The sequence below is a fragment of the Nocardia gipuzkoensis genome, from assembly GCF_021183645.1.
GTDB lineage: Bacteria > Actinomycetota > Actinomycetes > Mycobacteriales > Mycobacteriaceae > Nocardia > Nocardia abscessus.
Window position 1 is genome coordinate 4,640,930 of sequence record NZ_CP089225.1, and the last position, 18,630, is coordinate 4,659,559.

Genomic DNA, 18,630 nt, shown 5'->3' on the forward strand with positions numbered 1-18,630 from the left:
AACGAATCGGACAGCGCTCAGCGGGCCGGCGCCGGGACGAGTTCGGCGATCAGGTTCTCCACCAGGATGCGGATGTGGTCGCGAATGGTACGCACCACGTCGATGGTCTGGTCCGCCGGATCCGGCAGCATCCAGTCGCGGTAGCTGATGCCGGGGAAGAACGGGCAGGCATCGCCCGCGCCCATGGTGACCACCACGTCGGAGATGCCGATCGCGTCCATGGTGAGCGGTTTGGGGGTGCGGCCGGAGATGTCGATGCCGATCTCGGCCATGGCGTCCACCACGATGGCGTTGAGTGTCTCGGCGGGCGCGCTGCCCGCCGACCGCACGTCGAACCGGTCACCCGCGAGGGCGGTGAGGAACCCGGCGGCCATTTGCGAGCGGCCCGCGTTCTGCACGCAGACGAACAGCACACTGGGCTTGTGGGACATGGAGAGCGCCTTTCGATGTGCAAGGTGGAGCATGAGTGTGCCGACGGTCCGGCTGCGGTGAGCCGAAACGTTCTCGTAGCGTACGAGATACGTATACCAGCGCGCCGTGAATCGTTACGGCGCGCCGTGCTCTCGCGTGCCCGCGCGGACGAGCAGCGCAGGTCAGCGGCTCGAATCCGTTGCGGCACAGCTCTTGCGGCCCCTGCCGGTGCAGCGGCGCCGGAGTGGACTGGACAGTAGTTGCGGAGTGTCTTGATGTTTCGGTCTTCAACCCGCGCACCCCCGGTCGACACGGGTCGACCGGGGGTGTGGTGGAAAGTCAGCGCAATAGATGGTCTGGCGGGACTCCCCGGGCAGCGGCTCGCGCGGACGGGTCAGATCGGGCGCAGGTCGATCATCTTGCGCAGCCGCTGCCGGTCGCGTTCGAGGCGGCGTGCTTCGTAGGCGATCGGGAAATAGCGCAACCGCTCCGGCAGCAGCGGGACCAGTCGCGCGATCAGCCAGCCGAGCACGCGGAGCTTGCGTTCGTCGGCCGCGGTCCAGGTCAGTCCCAGCTTCTGCCGCGCGACCTCGGGCGTGGTGCCGACCGTCACGAAGTGCTGGAGCCGGCCGATCGGCGCCACCGCCGCTTTCCAGGCCGGATGCAGCGCGCGCGGCAGCTGCTTCGGCGCAGCCACGGAGCGGATCACCCGCAGGTAATCACGCGCGGTGTCGGTGGCGACCAGATGGTTCGCGACGGTGTCGTCGAAGAACTTCTCGAACTCGGCGTAGTTCGCGGGGATTTCCTTGGGCGCCACCGAGAAATTGCGCAACAGCTGCAGTGTCTCCTGGAAGTACGCCTCCTTGTCCGCCTCGGTGAGCGGGCGCTTGGCGAAGTACTTGGCGCTCTCGGTGAAGGCGAACGTTCCGGTGTGCAGCACCCAGGCCCACGGAGCGCTGGACAGCGCGGTGTGCCGGACGCCGTTGGCATCGGTGGTGTTCAGCGACGCGTGCAGCTCGCGCAGCCGGTCGGCCTCGGCGAGCGCCTCCTCGCCGCCGTAGACCCACATCATCACCGACGCCAGGCTGCGCATGGCGCGGCCCATCGGATCGGTGCGGAAGGTGGAGTACTCGTCCACCACCGCGGAGATGGTCGGCTCCATGGTCTGCAGAAGGAAGGCCGAACCAGCGGTGAGGGAGAAGGTGACCAGTCCGGTCTGGTCCCACATCTGCGTGCCCGGTTCGATCGGGCGGCGGGGCGGCAGCGTTCGCGCGCCGGTGGTTTCGTGTGCGACGGACGCGGTCATCGTGATCTCCCTTGATCGGCCGAAGTTATACAATGAGATGATAACCATAACAATCTCTCATCGTCTATCCGTCGCGGCGGACTCGTCGCCGCCCCTAGGCTGTGCAGATATGACGATCGAGTGGCGCAGTCGTACCGGGCGGATCGGGGTGCTCACGGGCGCGGGCATCTCCACCGATTCCGGCATTCCCGATTTCCGCGGCCCGCGCGGCGTATGGACGAAAGACCCGATCGCCGAACTGCTGTCGACGTATCAGAGCTATGTGGCCGATGCCGCCCTGCGGGAACGCGCCTGGCTCGCGCGGCGGGACAACCCGGCTTGGCAGGCCGTGCCGAATGCCGCGCACCACGCCCTCGCCGACCTGGAGCGGGCCGGGCGGGCGGTCACCATCATCACGCAGAACATCGACCGGCTCCATCAGCGAGCGGGGTCCTCGCCGGAACGGGTGATCGAGATCCACGGCAACATGTTCGAAGTGGTCTGCATCGAATGCGACTACCAGACCTCGATGGCGGCCACCTTGGAGCGGGTGGCCGCGGGCGAACCCGACCCGCCGTGCCCCGGCTGCGGTGGCATCCTCAAGGCCGCCACCGTCATGTTCGGTCAGCAGTTGGACCGCCGCACCATGACCAAGGCCGCGCTCACCGCGGAGACGAGCGACATCTTCCTGGCCGTCGGAACGTCGTTGCAGGTGGAGCCTGCCGCGTCGATGTGCTCGATCGCGGTGCAGAGTGGCGCCGAGCTGGTCATCGTGAACGCCGAGCCGACTCCGTACGACGCCATGGCCACCGAGATCATTCGCGAACCCATCGGCACGGCGGTGCCCCGCCTGGTCGCGGAACTGCTCGCCGGGTGACCGGCGCGGCGTCGCGGGTGGATCGAGCTCAGCCGACCGGGCCGAGTATCCGGTCCAGGTAGGGGTTGGCGAAACGCCCTTTCGGGTCGAAGCGCCGCCGCACCTCGGCGAACCGATCCCAGTCGGGATAGCGCTCGCGCAGCGTCGCGGCGGTCTGGAAGTGGCGCTTGCCCCAGTGTGGTCGCCCCTGGTAGCGGTCGAACACCGCTTCGCAGGCCCGGAAGTACGGCTCGAAATCCATGCCGCGGTATTGGTGCACCGCGATGTAGCAGGTCTCGCGGCCGCCCGCGGGAGAGAGGAACGCGTCGTCGGGCGCGACCCACCGCACCTCGATGGGCATCGGGGTGTCGAAGCGAGCGGTGAGTTCCTTGATCTCGCGGATCGCGTCCACGGAGTGCTCGCGCGGGATGGCGTACTCCATCTCGGTGAAGCGAATCAGGCGTGGCGAGGCGAACACCCGGTAGGAGCGGTCCACTTGACGCCGGTAGCTACCCGCGTAGGCGGCGCTGCGCTGGATGAGGGGGACCAGGCGCGGCTGTCTGCGGCTCACCCGGCACAGCGCGTCGAACAGGTGATTGGACATGAGGATGTCGGCGAACCAGTCCACCGCCTTGCCGCGCGGCTGCTCCCGCAGGGCCACGCGGTTGTTGCGCTTGGTCATGGCCAGTGCGCTGTGCGCGAACATGTAGAACTCGAAGTGCTCGTTGCCGTCGACGAACGAATCCAGGTCGGCGAGCACCTGCTCCACCGGGATCGGTCGTTCGATGCCCTCCAGGACGAAAGACGGCACCATGCGCAGCGTCATGGCGGTGACCACCCCCAGGGCGCCGATGCCGACCCGCGCCGCCCGCCAGCCGTCGGGATCGGTTTGCTCGTTCAGTTCGACCCGGCTTCCGTCGGCCAGCAGCAGCTCGACCGAGTGCACCGCGGCGGAGAGGTTCGGCAAGGCCGCGCCGGTGCCGTGGGTGGCGGTGGCGGTGGCGCCCGCGACGGTCTGCACGTCGATGTCGCCCAGGTTGGGAAAGGCGAGGCCGTGCTCGTGCAGGGCCGTGCTGGCGGCGTTCAGGCTGATGCCTGCCTCCACCCGGGCCAGGCCGCTGGTCCGGTCGACGTCGAGCACTCGGTTCAGCTTCGCCAGGTTCAGCAGCGTGCCGTCGGTCAGGACGGCGTCGGTGAACGAATGACCGGTGCCCGCGACGCGGACGGTGCGGCCGTCGGCTTCGGCCTCGGCCAGCAGGTCGGCCACTTCCTCGACGGAGCGCGGTGTGGCGATGATCGCGGGCGCGCACTGTTGATCGCCGGCCCAGTTCACCCACGAATTGGTCATGTGACCAACTTTACGGGAGCGAACGTGACGCGCGCTACTTACGGTTCGATTTCGCTACCGTTTGCGCCAGCCGCAGGTCAGGTGCTGCTTGGCTTGCTCGACCTCGTCGTCGGTCAGCGGCGGGACGACCAGATGCTGGCGCGGCGTACCGTCGCCGCGCAGTCCGTTCAGCATGATCGCCATATACCGTTGCCACACATCGGGATTGACCGGCCTGGCGAATTCGGCGAGGCCGTCGACCATGTGCACGAGCGCGAAGAAATCCGAGGGCTCGATGCCGTCGGCGAGAACGCCCGCGTCGCGCGCCCGGGCGCAGATGGCGGTCACGGTGGGCTTGATGCGATCGCGCACGACCGTGAACCGGTCGGTCTCGCCGTCCTCGAGTTCGAGCATCACTTCGCTGAACCCTCGATTGGTCGCCATGTGGCGACACGCGTAGTCGAAGAACTCGACGAGTCCGAACCAGGGATCGGGATGCCGGTAGGCGGCGTCGGCCGCGTCGGCGAAATCGTTCAGGTTCTGGTCGAAGACCTCGACGATCAGTTCCTTCTTGTTCGCGAAGCGGCGGTAGACCGTCCCGACGCCCACACCCGCGCGCTCGGCCACGTCATCGAGGGTGATCTCGAGTCCGTGATCGGCGAACAGTTCGCGGGCCGCGGCGATGATCCGCTGCTGGTTACGCGCGGCATCGGCCCGCAGGCGCCGGGGTGGAGAGGCGACCGTGGCGTGATTCACATCTTCATTCTATCAAGTTCCGGGATTAACCGGAGGCGTTGTCTCCGTTATCGTGATAGCTTCTTGAATTAACCGGAGGCAATGCCTCCGGATCATGGCTCGAGACAAAGGGGACAAATGACTACCGCGATCGACCGTGGGGCCCCGGCCCCCCAGCAAGCGGGAAGCGGCAGGCGCGGCTCGCACGCGCTGCGCTGGTGGGTGCTCGCCGTCCTCGGCGTCGCTCAGCTCATGGTCGTGCTCGACGCGACCGTCGTGAACATCGCGCTGCCCGCGGCGCAGCAGGACCTCGGCTTCAGCGACGGCGACCGCTCCTGGGTGGTCACCGGCTACGCACTGGCCTTCGGCAGCCTGCTGCTGCTGGGCGGGCGCCTCAGCGACCTGTTCGGCAGGCGCAATACCTTCATCGTCGGTTTGGTCGGCTTCGCGGTCGCCTCCGCCGTCGGTGGCGCGGCCACCAGCTTCGAGATGCTCGTCGCGTCCCGGGTCGGGCAGGGCGTCTTCGGCGCGCTGCTGGCGCCCGCCGCCCTCTCGCTGCTCACCGTGACCTTCATCGAGCCGTCCGAGCGGGCGAAGGCGTTCGGCATCTTCGGCGCCGTCGCGGGCACCGGTGGCGCGATCGGCCTGCTGCTCGGCGGTGCGCTCACCGAATGGGCGTCGTGGCGCTGGGTGATGTTCGTGAACTTGGCCTTCGCGGCTGTCGCCCTGGTCGGTGCGGTGCTGCTGCTGGCCAAGCACGCGAGCACCGAGCGGCCCAAGCTCGATATCCCCGGCACGGTCGTGGTCACCGCAGGCCTGTTCGGCATCGTCTACGGGTTCTCGCACGCGGAGTCGGACGGGTGGACCAACGGCGTCACCCTCGCGTTCCTGCTCGGCGGCGCGGCGCTGATAGCGGTGTTCGCCTGGCTGGAGACCCGGGTCGCGCACCCGCTGCTCCCGATGCGGATCGTGCTCGACCGGATGCGCGGCACCTCCTACCTGACGGTGTTCGTCATGGGCATCGGGATGTTCGCGATCTTCCTGTTCCTCACCTACTACATGCAGCTGACCCTGGGCTACTCGCCGATCATGACCGGCGTGGCGTTCCTGCCGATGGTCGCGGCCATGGTGGCCTCCTCGACCACCGCCCCGTCGCTGCTGCTGCCGAAGCTCGGCCCGAAGATCGTGGTCAGCGGTGGCTTCCTGATCGCGGCGGCGGGTATGGCCTGGCTGACCCGGATCGGCTTGGACACCGGCTACGCCACCCATATCCTGCCCGCCCTGATCCTGCTCGGTCTCGGTCTCGGCGGCGCGATGGCGATCGCCTTCCAGGGCGCGACCTCGGGCGTGCAGCACGAGGACGCGGGTGTGGCCTCGGCCATGATCAACACCAGCCAGCAGGTCGGCGGGTCGATCGGCACGGCGCTGCTGAGCACCATCGCGGCCTCCGCGGCGACCGACTATCTGTCCACCCGCAAGCCGGACCCGCTCACCATCGCGCAGTCCGCGATCGAGAGCTACACGACCAGTTTCTGGTGGGCCACGGCGATCTTCGTGGCGGGCGGCATCCTCACCGCGGTGCTCATGCCGAGCACGACGCCGGTGCCCGCCGAGGGAGAGCCGGTACTCGCTCACTGACCCGAGTGCGGCACCGCCCACCCGGTGGCGGAACCCCACGGCCGCCGTTCCCGCGCCTCGTCGCGGGAACGGCGGCCGTCGTCGTCGGATCACCCGCCACGCAATTCCGTTCGCCCGCCCGGAACCACACACTCGCGAGCCTGCGACCTAGGCCGCCGGACCTGTGGCTGTGCGATTGCCAACGGCCGGGCGCTCGACGGTCGAGTCTCGGCCCGAGGCGAATCTCCGCACCGTGCGCGGTGGCCTGAATTCGGGTCGGCCGCGGTGCAGCCCGGCATCGAGCGTGACCTGCGGTCCCGTGGACCGTGCACCGCAAAGCGCTCCCCGATCACTATTTTTGGTGCAAGATACGACGAAGTCGGATGTGGCGGGCTGTGCTGAACGCCGTCGGCATCGCGCTCTATCCGGTCTCGTGCAGGCGTGCACGGTCCCCTGTCCGACCGACGCGGTAAAAGTCATGGGATGCTTTGCAATCGGAATCTCGATGATTCCGGCCGCCGCGGTATGGGTAGCCAAGGGACTGCTGCATACCCTTCTCGGCATCGGCGTACCCGGCGGTCGCACCACCCTCTCCACCCCTCCCTCGAGGTTCGTAGACTCCTCGGACCGGGCGCGGTGCTCCCCGCGCTCGTCCGCCTCGGGGAGTGGCGGTGGCGTGGCCGGGACGTCGGGGCCCGGCGCGGGCATGGCACGGTGGACACCTGGTTCGGCTCGGCGATCGACGGGAACGGCACGACGGAAGGGGGTCAGGCGATGAGTGGTTCGCAAGCGGGTGCTGCCACGGCGGGCCGATGGCGGCCCGCCGCACGGCTCACCGTGCTGCTCGACGAGGACGACAAGTGGCGGCACACGCCCCTCTACCACGAGGTCGTGCGCAGGGCCAGGGAAACCGGGCTGGCCGGCGCCAGCGTGTGGCGCGGTATCGAGGGTTACGGCGCGTCCGCGCAGGTCCACACCACCCGACTACTGGATGTCGCCGTCCATCTTCCGCTGATGCTGGTGGTGGTCGACGAGCCGGAACGCCTGCGCGCCTTCGTCGAGCGGAATGCCGAACTGTTCACCTCGGTCAACGTCACGTTGGCGCAGGTGGACCAGTGGCAGGAAGGTGAGCGATGAGAAGACCGCGTGGCCGGCGCGACCCCGGCGCCGGATTCCCCGTTGGGCGAGCGGCGCCAGGCGATTTCGCCTCGCCGATGCCACCGCGCACGGCGGCCGTTACCATTGTCGGTTCGGCGCGGCTCGGTGATCTGAGCGGCGCGTCGGCGGGCGATCGGCCGCTCGCCGCCGCGGCAGCAGGCTTCCGCACCGTGCCGACCACGTTCAGCATGTGCGGCTACGAGAGGTTCCGGCGGGTGGCCGACGTGAACGACGTGGCCGTGGGGTCGGCGGTGACCGGGTGGTCGGGGACATGATCCTGATGACGAGCCGGGCGCAGCCGATACGGAAGGGAGACCCGAGCATGGCCCACGATCGAGCCGGGCGTCCCGCACGTCCCACCGACCTGGAAGACATCGCGCACCTGGTGACGGCGTACTACAGCCGCGTTCCGGATGCACGGGAACCGGCCCAGCGGGTGGCGTTCGGAACGTCGGGACATCGCGGCTCCAGCCTGGACGGCGCGTTCAACGAGGCGCACATCCTCGCGATCACCCAGGCGATCGTGGAATACCGTGCCACCCGGGGCATCACCGGTCCGGTCTACCTGGCCAGGGATACCCATGCCCTGTCCGAGCCCGCTTGGACCACCGCGCTCGAGGTCCTCGCCGCCAACGACGTGACCGCGGTGATCGACGCCCGCGGCCGCTACACCCCCACGCCCGCGCTGAGTCACGCTGTGCTGCGCCACAATCGGGGCGGCACCAAGCATCAGGCCGACGGCATCGTGGTCACCCCGTCGCACAATCCGCCCCGCGACGGCGGCTTCAAATACAACCCGCCGCACGGCGGCCCGGCCGACAACACGGCCACCGACGCCATCGCCGCCCGCGCGAACGAACTGCTGCGCGACGGGCTCACCGAGGTCAAGCGCACCACGCTCGAGCGCGCGCTGGCCACCGGCGTGGAACGCTACGACTACCTCGACCACTACATCGACGACCTGCCCAACGTGCTGAACCTGGACGCCATCCGCGGCGCGGGCATCCGGCTCGGCGCCGATCCGATGGGCGGCGCCAGCGTCGACTACTGGGAGGAGATCGGCCAGCGCTACGATCTCGAGCTCGAAGTGGTCAATCCGTTCGTGGATCCCACCTGGCGGTTCATGACACTCGACAGCGACGGCAAGATCCGGATGGACCCGTCCTCCCGCTATGCGATGGCATCACTGATCGCGATCAAGGACGATTACGACATCTCCACCGGCAACGACGCCGACGCCGACCGGCACGGCATCGTCACGCCCGACGGCGGGCTGATGAATCCGAATCACTTCCTGGCGGTGGCCATCGAATACCTGGTCGCCAACCGGATGGGGTGGGACGCGCTGACCAAGATCGGCAAGACCGCGGTGACCTCGTCCATGATCGACCGGGTGGTCTCCGTGCTCGGCCGCGACGTGCACGAGGTGCCCGTCGGCTTCAAGTTCTTCGTGCCCGGATTGTTCAGCGGCAGTCTGGCATTCGGCGGCGAGGAGAGCGCGGGAGCGTCGTTCCTGCGGATGGACGGCACCGTCTGGACCACCGACAAGGACGGCATCCTGCTCGCGCTGCTCGCCGCCGAGATTGCCGCGGTCACCGGGCAGAGCCCGTCGGCGCGCTACGTCGAACTCGAACGCCGCTACGGCAGCCCCGCCTACGCGCGGATCGACGCACCCGCCACCGGGGAACAGAAAGAGCTGCTCGCGAAGTTGACTCCGGACATGATCACCACGAAGGAGGTCGCCGGAGAGCCGGTCACCGCCGTGCTCACCAGGGCGCGGGGCAACGGGGCGCCGCTGGGCGGCCTCAAGGTGACCACGGAGAACGCGTGGTTCGCCGCCCGCCCCTCCGGCACCGAGGACAAGTACAAGATCTACGCGGAGTCGTTCCACGGCGCCGAGCACCTCGTCGAGGTGCAGGCGGCCGCGGAGGAATTGGTGGGACAGGCGCTGTCCGGTGACCGGTAGATCCAAGCCCCTGCCCACCGAGATCTGGGTGTTGGTCGGGGGCGCGTTCGTCATCGCCATCGGATTCGGCTTGGTCGCCCCGGTGCTGCCGCAGTTCGCGCGCGGCTTCGGCGTCGGTGTGGCGGCCGCCTCGGCGATCGTCTCCGCGTTCGCCCTGATGCGTTTGCTGTTCGCGCCGGTGAGCGGCCGGCTGGTGCAGCGACTGGGGGAGCGCTCGGTCTATCTCGGCGGGCTGCTGATCGTCGCGCTGTCCACCGGCGCCAGCGCGCTGGCCCAGAGCTACTGGCAGCTCATGGTGTTGCGCTCGCTCGGCGGCATCGGATCCACCATGTTCACCGTGTCGTCTCTGGCGCTGGTCATCCGGATGTCGCCGCCCGAACAGCGCGGCCGGGTCTCCGGGTTGTGGTCGACCAGCTTCCTGGTCGGCTCGGTGAGCGGGCCGCTGGTGGGCGGCGGGCTGTCCGGGCTCGGGCTGCGCTGGCCGTTCGTGATCTACGCGATCGCGTTGCTGGTCGTCAGCGTCGTGGTGTACCTGAGTCTACGGAATTCGGAACTGGCCGCGCCGGAACCGGTCGGCGGTGTGCGCATGATGTCGTTCCGGGAGGGCTGGGCGCGGCCGGAGTACCGGGCGGTGCTGCTGTCGAACTTCGCCAACGGCGCGGCCGTGTTCGGTGTCCGGATGGCGCTGGTGCCACTGCTGGTCGTCGAGGTGCTGCACCAAGCGCCGGGCATGGCGGGTGTCGCGCTGACGGTGTTCGCCGCGGGCAACGTCGCGGTGCTGTTCGCCGCGGGCCGCTTGTCCGACCGGTGGGGGCGGAAACCGTTCGTGATCATCGGATCGCTGGTGTGTGCGGCGGGAACCGCGGGGCTCGGCCTGGCGACCGACCTGCCCTGGCTGCTCGCCACCTCGTTCGTGGCCGGGCTCGGTTCCGGCATGTTCACGCCCACCCAGCAGGCCGCCGTCGCCGACATCATCGGGCCGAGGGCGCGCGGCGGGCCGGTTCTGGCCGGTTTCCAGATGGCCGCCGATCTCGGCACCGTCATCGGGCCGGTCGCCGTGGGCGCCCTGGCCCAGCAGGTGTCCTACGGGCTCGCGCTCGGCGTGACCGGCGCCCTGCTCGCGGTCGCGGCGCTCGTCTGGGCCGTGGTTCCCGAACCGCTGCGGCGGGGGAGTCCGGTGCATGCGGGGGCGCCGTCCGAACGTTTCGCCGGTGTGGACGACACCGAGCGGCTACCGGCTCGGATCGACCGTGCGGTGAGCGAGGTGTCCGCCGCGCCGGTGGCCGACAGCCCGGTGCCGGTTGTGGCCGATTCCGGGAGGGCGGGTGATCGTCACGGGGGCACGGAGGGTTCGCGTGCGGTGACTGATCAGCCGGGATCGGTGGCGGGTGGTGTCGTCGGAGCAGTGGAAGCGTCCGACGGGCTGACGGGCCGTCCCTCGGCTCTGGCAGGTGATCGCTGCGGTACGGCTGCCGATTCCAGGCAGATGAGGACCGCGCCGGGCACCGCCGCAGTGGTCGACTCGGACGAAGAGGGATCCTCCAGCCCTGCGGGGCGACCGATGTCCCGCCGCAAACCTAGGCGACCGGAGCGACGTAGCCGCCGCAAGCGCTGAATCGCTCGTGATGGGTGTCGGGGGCGGTCGGGTTCGTGGGCCGGAGCGGCGTAGTCGCTGTACGCGCTGAATCGCTCGTGATGGGTGCCCGGGGCGGTCGCGTTCGGTCGGCGTCCTCCGTCCGGTGGCGAGTGAAGTGCCTTCCGTGCTTCTGTCCTACTGTTCGCAGACTCCGTAAGCCGTCCGAACGAGCCCGGCTTCGGGTCCTTGAAATGGCGTCCTGTCGGAGCACGGGGACGGCCGCCACATCTCGGATGCGTGGCCCGGCGGCGTGCCGGGTGGCTGATTGCGGCAAAGTGTCGATGTGAGCGAATCGCGTTCGAAGTACACACCGCGGCCGATGTCCAGTGCGACCACCTATGCGCTGGGCGCGGTCGCTCTCGCGCTGATCGTGCTGATCGTCATCGCGGCGATCCGATGGGGTCGAGACGAAGCGGCTGTCCGCAATGACGGCTACGGTTCGGTGCGCGACCCGGCGGTGCACTCGGTGCTCGAACAGAACGGCTCGATTCTGCTCGGCCGCCCGGACGCGAAGAAGACCATCGACATCTTCGAGGACCCGCTGTGCCCTGGCTGCGGCAGCCTGGAGCGCATCTACGGCCAGGAGATCGCGCAGAAGATCGACGCGGGCGCGTTGGCGGTGCGCTATCGCCTGGTGAATTTCCTGGACGGCCGTTCGCGGAGCAAGGACTACTCGACCCGCGCCGTCGCCGCGAACCAGTGTGTGGCCGAAGCTGGTTCGGGCCCGGTCTACTCCAAGTTCCACACCGAACTGTTCACCACCAAGCGTCCCAGCGAAGGTGGTGCCGACCTGAGCAACGAGGAGCTCGCCGCGATCGCCGGGGACGCCGGAGCCGCCGAATCCGTGCGGCAATGCATCGCGAACGGCGCCAAGGTCGACTTCGCCCGCACCACCGCCATGGCGCAAACGGCGGCGCTCGGCACGGCGCTGGGTGGCTCCGCGGCCACTCCCACCGTCTTCGACGGCACGACCAGAGTCGACACCAATGACGAGAACTGGGTGGTCTCGCTCACCGATTGAGCAGTGGCCCCACCGCCGAGTGCGGACATGCTGCTCGATTCAGCCTTCGGCATCACGACCGGACGATTCTGCTGACCCGCTGACCCGATCATCGAACGCGTGAGTGCCGGTTCAGGTGGCAGCGCGGCCACCGCGGGCAACCGGCGGCACGACTGAGGCGAACAAGGGCGATCGGAAATTGCGCCCACGATTACTTCGTGATCGCCGTTACCTGCACGGACTTCGCTCCGCGCGGCCGAGCGCGATGTGATTCGGCTCCCTACGGCCCAGCCGCCCCAGCGAACGGACGGGCCGGGTACGTCGACTCCACCAAATCGACGCCCCGGCCCACTCGACGGTGCGATCCGACATCCCCAGCCCCCGAGATCGCCGCCCGCCGAGTTTTTCGGTTGGCCTGGGGCCGGGCAACGGCTCCACCTGCCGCCGCCCGGCCCGCGCACTCGACAACGCGATCCGGCCCCCTGTCCCTAGACCGCGCCTCGAGATGTCTCACCGTTCCCTGTCGCGAAACCCTTTCGGCTCCTCGACATTCAGCCGCCGGTCCGGCCGGTCGGACATACCGCGATCAGCGCAGCCGCACTCGGCGCGAGCGCCGACGCGCGCCCAACACTCACCCGCCGGACACTCGGAACGGGCAAACCAGCAACCCCATCTGCTCTATCCGTTCCGAGCGTCCCACCGGCTACCGCCGACGTTCCCACCATCGAACCGACTTCGAACACATGTTCGATACTAACCACATCGACCCTCGTCTGTCACCCCCGAATCGAGGCGATTTGGTGGCCGACGCACCGTTGGTGTAACTTCATTCAGGCGCGGCGGGGAAGCCCGGAGCGCAACCGACCAGGGGCTATGGCGCAGCTGGTAGCGCACCACACTGGCAGTGTGGGGGTCAGGGGTTCGAGTCCCCTTAGCTCCACCATAGGGTCACTACTAGAACCCGGGGCTGAATGAACGCCCTGGAGTAGGACCCCTACTCCTCCCTTCATTCGGGAGTTGCCTGATTCAGGAGCATCCCGGCTTGTCTTGTGCCGGGTTGCGCCGCATGTTCCTGCTTGTGCCCGTTGGGCGGCGTGTAGCTGTCCGAAGGGTTCGTGCAGGCGGTGGCCGTTGATCTGCTCGTCGTCGATGTAGAGCTGTTGGAAGATTGCCTGATTGAACAGGCGGCGCTGGTGTTCGTTGCAGCGGCGATACAGTTCTTGGGGGTTCTCCAGCAGTGTGAGCGCGGCGTCGATGAGTCGGGCGCTGGATGACAGGTCTTCGGTCGTTGTTGCCAGGCGTTCGGTCAGTCGTCGCCGTTGGTGGGCGATGTCGCGGAGTTTGGCTTTGATCTTGGGCTGCGGAAGGGTGGCGTCGGCTGCCAGGTCGATGAGGTTCTCTTCCTGGGCGTCGAGTGCCTGCAGTTCGGTGGTCAGTTGTTTCTGGAGGAGTCGGTCGGCGGTCTCTTGAGCGTTGATGGCTTCGGCGATCTGGTTGCGGATGCTGGTGATGAAGTCGCTGCGGAATCGGATCGTCGCGTAGTGCGCCTCGACGGCGTCTTCGACAAGGGCGACGTTGATGTGTGGCGCGTTGCAGGTGCCCTTCTGTTTGTTGCGGCAGAAGAAGTAGAGGTATTCGTTGCCGTGTCGGTTGGTTGTTCGCTGGATGATCATCCGCCCGACGGTCCCGGTCCGCTGGCAGCGTCCGCAGAACAGTGACCCTTTGAGGTAGTGGTGGTGGACGCGTCGGCGTTCGTGGGCGTTGGTCCGGGATTCGAGGATCTCTTGGACGTTGTCGAAGAGGTTCTCGTCGATCAGCGGCTCGTGTCGGCCCTGCATCTCCTCGCCCTTGTAGATGACGTAGCCGAGGTAGTAGCGGTCGCGCAGCATCGTCGAGAGCTTGTTTTTGGATACTCGTTGGGCGGGGTGGCGGTGGGTCGGTCGGGTGCGCAGTCCGCGGTCGTAGAGTTCCTCGGATAGTTCGTCGAGGGTGTAGTCGCCGGTGGCGTACAGCTGGAACGCGAGCTGGACGAGCGGTGCGCGTTCGGGGTCGACGCCGATGGTGCGGATCTCGCGGCCGTCGAATCGGTCGAAGATGTTGAGGTACCCGAGCCGGGCGCGGCCGAGTGTGCCGCCGTTGCGGGCTTTCTGGCCCATCTTGTAGGAGATGTCGGCGCCGGACTCGCGGGACTGGTACTCGTTGAAGGTGGCGAGGATGCCGTGCATGAGCTGGCCGACCGGCGAGTCGTCGATGGATTCAGTGGCGGAGACCAGGGTGACGTTTCGCTTGCGGAGGTCGGCCATGACGATGGCGTCGTCGAACCGGTTTCGGGCCATACGAGACAGTTTGTAGACGATGACGTAGTCGACGTCTTGATGGTTTCGAATTCGAGCGAGCAGTTTTTGGAACTCGACTCGTTTCGACATTTCGGTCGCACTCCGGCCAGGCTCGATGTATTCGTCGACGATGGTCAGGCCGAGTTGATTTGCCTTGTTCTGGCAGGCGACACGTTGAGCGGGAATCGATATGCCTTCCGGGTCGTAGTCTGTCTTGAACTGCCCCGGCGATGAGACACGTAGGTAGATGACAGCACGGTCGCCCGCCTTCAAAGGTGCTGGCAGTGATGGGAGTTCGGATGCCAAGTCGTCATCCGCATCGTTCCCCGGGCCTACGTACGCGCTCACCATGGAGATTCCTTATTCTCGACGTCACGGTATTTTCGCGATCGATATTATTATGATTCGACAGAGGGTGTTACATTCCCTGACGGTCGTCGATTCGAGATCCGTTGTATTTGCGAATCGGGGAGGTTAGGGCAAACTTTTGCCGGAGTTTAATTATGTAGTTTCGTCCAGGATTGATAATTTGGCCAGTCCCCGATAACGCGACCACCCGGTTTCAGAGTCGGTGTCGTTCGGTCGGTGTTCAGTTGATGTCGCAGCCCACGGGGTGGTGGGTGTGGGTGCAGGCCGCAGCGTACTCGGCCGGGGTGCGGTAGCCCAGCGCCGAATGCCGGTGCCGGTGGTTGTGCTCGTGCTTGAAATCCGCGATCACCACCCTCGCTTCGAGCAGGCTGGTCCAGTGGTTGCGGTTGAGGCATTCCACGCGCAGGCGCCGGTTGAACGATTCCACGTACCCGTTGTTCCAGGGGGTACCCGGCGGAATATACGAGATCCCGACCCGGTCTCGGCAAAATGTTTGCAGTGCTGCCGAAATCATTTCCGGCCCGTTGTCCAGGCGCAGCACCTTCGGCGCCCCGTGGACGGCGAAGACCCGCTCGAGTTCGGCGACCAGATGCTCGCCGGTGATCGACCGCTCGACCAGGTGCAGTAGGGATTCGCGGGTGTGCTCGTCGATCATCGACGCGATCTTCACCACCCGCCCGTCGACGGTAGAGTCGAACTGGAAATCCAGCGCCCACACCACGTTCGGCGCATCCGCATCCACCGCCGGCACCGACGAGGTGCCGGCCCGTTTACGCGGGTGATGCGCCCGCACCTGCAAACCTTCTTCCCGCCAGAGCCGGTGGACTTTCTTGATGTTCATCCGGTGGCCTTCGTCGAACCGCAGCACTGCCCAGGCCCGGCGGAACCCATGACACGGGTTCTTGGCCGCATAATTCCGCAGCCACGCCCGCGTCCCGGCGTCGGGGTCTGCCGGTGTTTGCGTGGCAGGGCACCGGCGGTATGTCGACCGAGCGAGCCCAACGACCTTGCACGCGAACCGTTGCGACATGCCCATGACCTCGCTGAGCATGTCCACGGCGCGGCGCTTGGCCGCTGGGCCTAGAATTTTCCCTTCGAAATCTCGCGCAGCGCGTCTTTCTCCAGTTCCGCGTCGGCGAGTAGCCGCTTCAATCGGGCGTTCTGTTCCCGCAGTTCCTTGAGTTCTTTGGCGGCGTCGGTGTCCATGCCGCCGTACTGGCGACGCCAGTTATAGAGTGTCGCCGCCGAGACTCCCAGGTCAGCGGCGATTTGCTCGCCGGTCAAGCCTTCCGCGGCCAGTTCATCGGCGCGCCGCAGCTTGCGCACGATGTCCTCCGCGGAATGCCGTTTCCGTCCAGCCATGGTTCCCATAGTCCCTTCTAACCCCTGATCAGGGCCAACGAGACTCTAATTCCGGCTGGTCGCATCCATGGGGGACGGGTCATGATCACCATGTTGCAGGGTAACGAGAACACCAAAAATCTGATCGACCGCCCGATGGAGTTCTTGGGCAACCTCTTGTTGCTGATCGTCGGTGGCAACGACACGACCCGGAACTCGATGAGCGGCGGTGTGCTTGCACTCAACCGCTTCCCTGACCAGTTCGATAAGGTGAAGGCGAACCCGGGCTTGATCCCCAATATGGTCTCGGAGATCATCCGGTGGCAAACTCCGCTGGCCTACATGCGCCGGATCGCCAAGGCAGACACAATTCTGAACGGCCAGTTCATCCGCAAGGGCGACAAAGTGGTGATGTGGTATGCCTCGGGCAATCGCGACGAGCGCGTGTTCGAACGACCGGACGAGTTCATAATCGACCGGTCCAACGCCCGCAACCATATCGCTTTCGGCTTCGGCGTCCACCGCTGCATGGGCAACCGGCTGGCCGAGCTGCAGCTTCGGATCCTCTGGGAGGAGCTGCTTCCTCGCTTCGAGAATATCGAGGTCGTGGGGGAGCCCGAGTACGTGCAGTCCAACTTCGTGCGGGGCATCAGCAAGATGATGGTCCGCCTCACTCCGAAGGCAGACGTATGAGTGTACAGCGAGCTCTCATCGTCGGGGCCGGCCATGGTGGAGTCCAACTCGCGGCCAGTCTGCGCCAGGATGGGTGGACGGGCGAGGTCGTCCTCATCGGTGAGGAGCCGACTCTACCCTATCAACGCCCTCCGCTGTCGAAAGCCTATCTGGCCGGGAAGAGCACAATTGACGAGCTCGCGATCCGCAGCGCGGAATTCTATCGCAAGCAGGGAATCAAACTCGTGGATGCGACAGTAGAGGCGATCGATCGATCGGCTGGTCGCCTCGCACTGAGCACTGGCGACGCATTGCCCTATGACAAGCTCGCGCTGTGCACTGGTGCCCGCCCTCGTCGGCTCGCCACCTCGGGCGCCGATCTGGCAGGGGTCTACTACCTACGCACCGCCGCCGATGTCGAGATGATCCGAGCCGCTGCCCGCCCCGGGCGGCGGGCCGTGATCGTCGGCGGCGGCTACATCGGACTGGAGACGGCCGCCTCCCTGCGAGCGTTGGGACCCCGATATCGTCGCGGCTGGGGACTGCGCCAGTCACCGGATGGCCCGTTATGGCCGCCGTATACGCCTGGAGTCGGTGCCGAGCGCCAGCGAGCAGGCCAAGGTCGCAGCCGCGACCATCAACGGGAAGTCCAGGAAGATAGCGGCGCTTCCGTGGTTCTGGTCGGATCAATACGATCTCAAGCTCCAGATCGCCGGCCTCAACACCGGATACGACGAAGTCGTCCTCAGCGGGGACCCATCCGGGGACCGCGACTTCACCTGCTTTTACCTCCGCGCCGGCGAGCTCGTTGCCGCCGACTGTATCAACCGCCCCCGCGACTTCGTATTCAGTAAGCGGGCAATCACGCAGCAACTCCACATCAACCGGGACGAACTGTTGCTCGCCGGCTCGGCCTGAGGCCACGGTCTGTTGGGTGATGGCTACGCGGCAGTGCGTGGGGCGTAGGCCGGCTCAGCGGTGGCTGACCCGCTCTTGCTTCGATGCACCGGTTTTGCCCAACCCTCAGCCGATTGCGCGACGTTCAGTGCATAGCAGCCCGTCTCGTGTTCGGCCGATGGTTGCAGCCCCAGCAGTGCACGATTCGGGACTTAACCAGCCGACTCAGTCCTCGCTGAGGAGCTCGACGTCGTCGAGCCGGGTGAGCGGATCGGCGCCGAAACAGGAATCGCTGGGGATCGCGTCGGTTGTGTGGAGCCGCATCGTGGTTGCTGCCTACGCGTTGGCGTAGGCGTCACCGCCGACCCGACCGACCCGATCGACCGTCGGAGATCCGAGACCGCCAGTGTCTCCACGAGTTTCACTGCGGTGTATCGAGACCTCACATCGGAATGATGTATCGCTCCACCGACCGGAAGACCTTTGCGAGCCCGCAGAGCCACCGCGGGCCGGATCGCCTTCTCCGCAAACGTGGCGTCTTCGCTGGTCGAGCATTCCGAGCCGAGGACGCAGCCGGCGTAGGCATCGACGACGAACGCGGTAGACGAACATCGGTGATCAGGCGGATGTAGGTGAATCGGCCATGAGCCGCATGTTCTGCGCCAGAACCCGAAACTGCCGGTCCGCCAGGTCGGTCGCTCTCGACGCGGCCTGGTTCGGTTTGGTCATGCCGACCTTCTTGCCGCGCACGATCAGCCACTGCTATCGCGGGTCGCTAGTCGCACGAAGAAAGGTGTTGCCGCTTCGCGGATTCCGATCGTTCCTCGGATTCCCTATTCGTGCAGTGCAGCTGGCGAATCTCCCTCGCTGCCTCGGTCGACACGCCTTCGGCGCCGCCGGTGTCGACCGCGGCGCGGCGCACCCAATTGCGCAGGGCTTACGGGTCGCTCCGAGCCTCGCAGAGACCGCTTTCATCCCGCCGAAATGCGTGGGCACCATACCCGGGCGGTTCATCTGCCGGGGC

Annotated in this window: 13 protein-coding genes, 1 tRNA gene and 4 pseudogenes; 12 read left to right on the plus strand and 6 right to left on the minus strand. The window is 66.8% G+C overall.

Going from position 1 to position 18,630, the window contains the following annotated elements; translation table 11 throughout:
• Positions 1 to 17: 17 nt before the first annotated feature.
• Both LTT66_RS21015 and LTT66_RS21020 read right to left on the minus strand, forming a co-directional pair.
• The gene (locus LTT66_RS21015; RefSeq protein WP_181719716.1) at positions 18 to 431 is read right to left on the minus strand and encodes an arsenate reductase ArsC; all 414 of its coding nucleotides are present in this window, start codon (positions 429 to 431) and stop codon (positions 18 to 20) included.
• A 374-nt stretch (positions 432 to 805) separates the two neighbouring features.
• Positions 806 to 1,717: an oxygenase MpaB family protein gene (locus tag LTT66_RS21020; RefSeq protein WP_233060298.1), complete on the minus strand. Its 912-nt coding sequence runs from the start codon at positions 1,715 to 1,717 to the stop codon at positions 806 to 808.
• A gap of 109 nt (positions 1,718 to 1,826) precedes the next feature.
• On the opposite strand from LTT66_RS21020, the gene LTT66_RS21025 reads away from it, so the two are divergent.
• Positions 1,827 to 2,573 carry an SIR2 family NAD-dependent protein deacylase gene (locus LTT66_RS21025; protein ID WP_233060300.1) on the plus strand — a complete coding sequence of 249 codons (747 nt, stop codon included), beginning with the start codon at positions 1,827 to 1,829 and terminating at the stop codon, positions 2,571 to 2,573.
• Positions 2,574 to 2,601: 28 nt separating this feature from the next.
• On the opposite strand, the gene LTT66_RS21030 is transcribed toward LTT66_RS21025, so the two are convergent.
• Together LTT66_RS21030 and LTT66_RS21035 are read right to left on the minus strand one after the other, a co-directional pair.
• Positions 2,602 to 3,900 (minus strand): D-arabinono-1,4-lactone oxidase, encoded by a 1,299-nt coding sequence (locus tag LTT66_RS21030; protein ID WP_233060302.1) that lies wholly within the window; start codon positions 3,898 to 3,900, stop codon positions 2,602 to 2,604.
• A 54-nt stretch (positions 3,901 to 3,954) separates the two neighbouring features.
• Positions 3,955 to 4,635, minus strand: a complete 681-nt coding sequence (locus tag LTT66_RS21035; RefSeq protein ID WP_233060304.1) for a TetR/AcrR family transcriptional regulator — start codon at positions 4,633 to 4,635, stop codon at positions 3,955 to 3,957.
• A gap of 117 nt (positions 4,636 to 4,752) precedes the next feature.
• On the opposite strand from LTT66_RS21035, the gene LTT66_RS21040 reads away from it, so the two are divergent.
• The 9 genes and pseudogenes from LTT66_RS21040 (at position 4,753) to LTT66_RS21080 (ending at position 13,709) form a co-directional block, all read left to right on the plus strand.
• On the plus strand, positions 4,753 to 6,252 hold the full coding sequence (locus LTT66_RS21040; RefSeq protein WP_195064742.1) for an MFS transporter: 1,500 nt from the start codon (positions 4,753 to 4,755) through the stop codon (positions 6,250 to 6,252).
• 753 nt (positions 6,253 to 7,005) lie between these two features.
• The gene (locus tag LTT66_RS21045) at positions 7,006 to 7,368 is read left to right on the plus strand and encodes a DUF190 domain-containing protein (protein ID WP_233060306.1); all 363 of its coding nucleotides are present in this window, start codon (positions 7,006 to 7,008) and stop codon (positions 7,366 to 7,368) included.
• Positions 7,365 to 7,664, plus strand: coding sequence for a hypothetical protein (locus LTT66_RS21050; protein ID WP_233060307.1), 300 nt, complete (start codon positions 7,365 to 7,367; stop codon positions 7,662 to 7,664). Before LTT66_RS21045 ends, LTT66_RS21050 begins: the two co-directional genes overlap by 4 nt.
• 47 nt (positions 7,665 to 7,711) lie before the next feature.
• Entirely contained in the window at positions 7,712 to 9,355 is a 1,644-nt protein-coding gene (gene pgm, locus LTT66_RS21055) for a phosphoglucomutase (alpha-D-glucose-1,6-bisphosphate-dependent) (RefSeq protein ID WP_233060309.1), read from the plus strand.
• A pseudogene (locus LTT66_RS21060) lies at positions 9,345 to 10,529 on the plus strand (MFS transporter); the annotation flags it as partial. The gene pgm and the pseudogene LTT66_RS21060, both read left to right, overlap by 11 nt.
• A gap of 781 nt (positions 10,530 to 11,310) precedes the next feature.
• Complete coding sequence (locus LTT66_RS21065) at positions 11,311 to 12,012, plus strand: DsbA family protein (protein ID WP_233060311.1); 702 nt, start codon at positions 11,311 to 11,313, stop codon at positions 12,010 to 12,012.
• 846 nt (positions 12,013 to 12,858) lie between these two features.
• Positions 12,859 to 12,934 (plus strand) — tRNA-Ala (locus LTT66_RS21070).
• A gap of 181 nt (positions 12,935 to 13,115) precedes the next feature.
• Positions 13,116 to 13,265, plus strand: coding sequence for a hypothetical protein (locus LTT66_RS21075; protein WP_195061857.1), 150 nt, complete (start codon positions 13,116 to 13,118; stop codon positions 13,263 to 13,265).
• A 48-nt stretch (positions 13,266 to 13,313) separates the two neighbouring features.
• On the plus strand, positions 13,314 to 13,709 hold the full coding sequence (locus LTT66_RS21080) for a hypothetical protein (protein ID WP_054814856.1): 396 nt from the start codon (positions 13,314 to 13,316) through the stop codon (positions 13,707 to 13,709).
• Here LTT66_RS21080 and LTT66_RS37440 read toward each other — a convergent pair.
• A pseudogene (locus LTT66_RS37440) lies at positions 13,590 to 14,678 on the minus strand (recombinase family protein); the annotation flags it as partial. The gene LTT66_RS21080 and the pseudogene LTT66_RS37440 sit on opposite strands and share 120 nt — an antisense overlap.
• 238 nt (positions 14,679 to 14,916) lie before the next feature.
• Positions 14,917 to 16,058 (minus strand): IS3 family transposase gene (locus LTT66_RS21095; protein WP_086007605.1). Its coding sequence is split into 2 segments (ribosomal slippage): positions 14,917 to 15,791 and positions 15,791 to 16,058, totalling 1,143 coding nucleotides; the frame shifts between segments, so codons are not numbered across the junction.
• Positions 16,059 to 16,139: 81 nt separating this feature from the next.
• On the opposite strand from LTT66_RS21095, the pseudogene LTT66_RS21100 reads away from it, so the two are divergent.
• Positions 16,140 to 16,730: pseudogene (locus tag LTT66_RS21100) on the plus strand (cytochrome P450); the annotation flags it as partial.
• Positions 16,727 to 17,627 (plus strand): annotated as a pseudogene (locus tag LTT66_RS21105) (NAD(P)/FAD-dependent oxidoreductase). The pseudogenes LTT66_RS21100 and LTT66_RS21105, both read left to right, overlap by 4 nt.
• Positions 17,628 to 18,630: the final 1,003 nt, after the last annotated feature.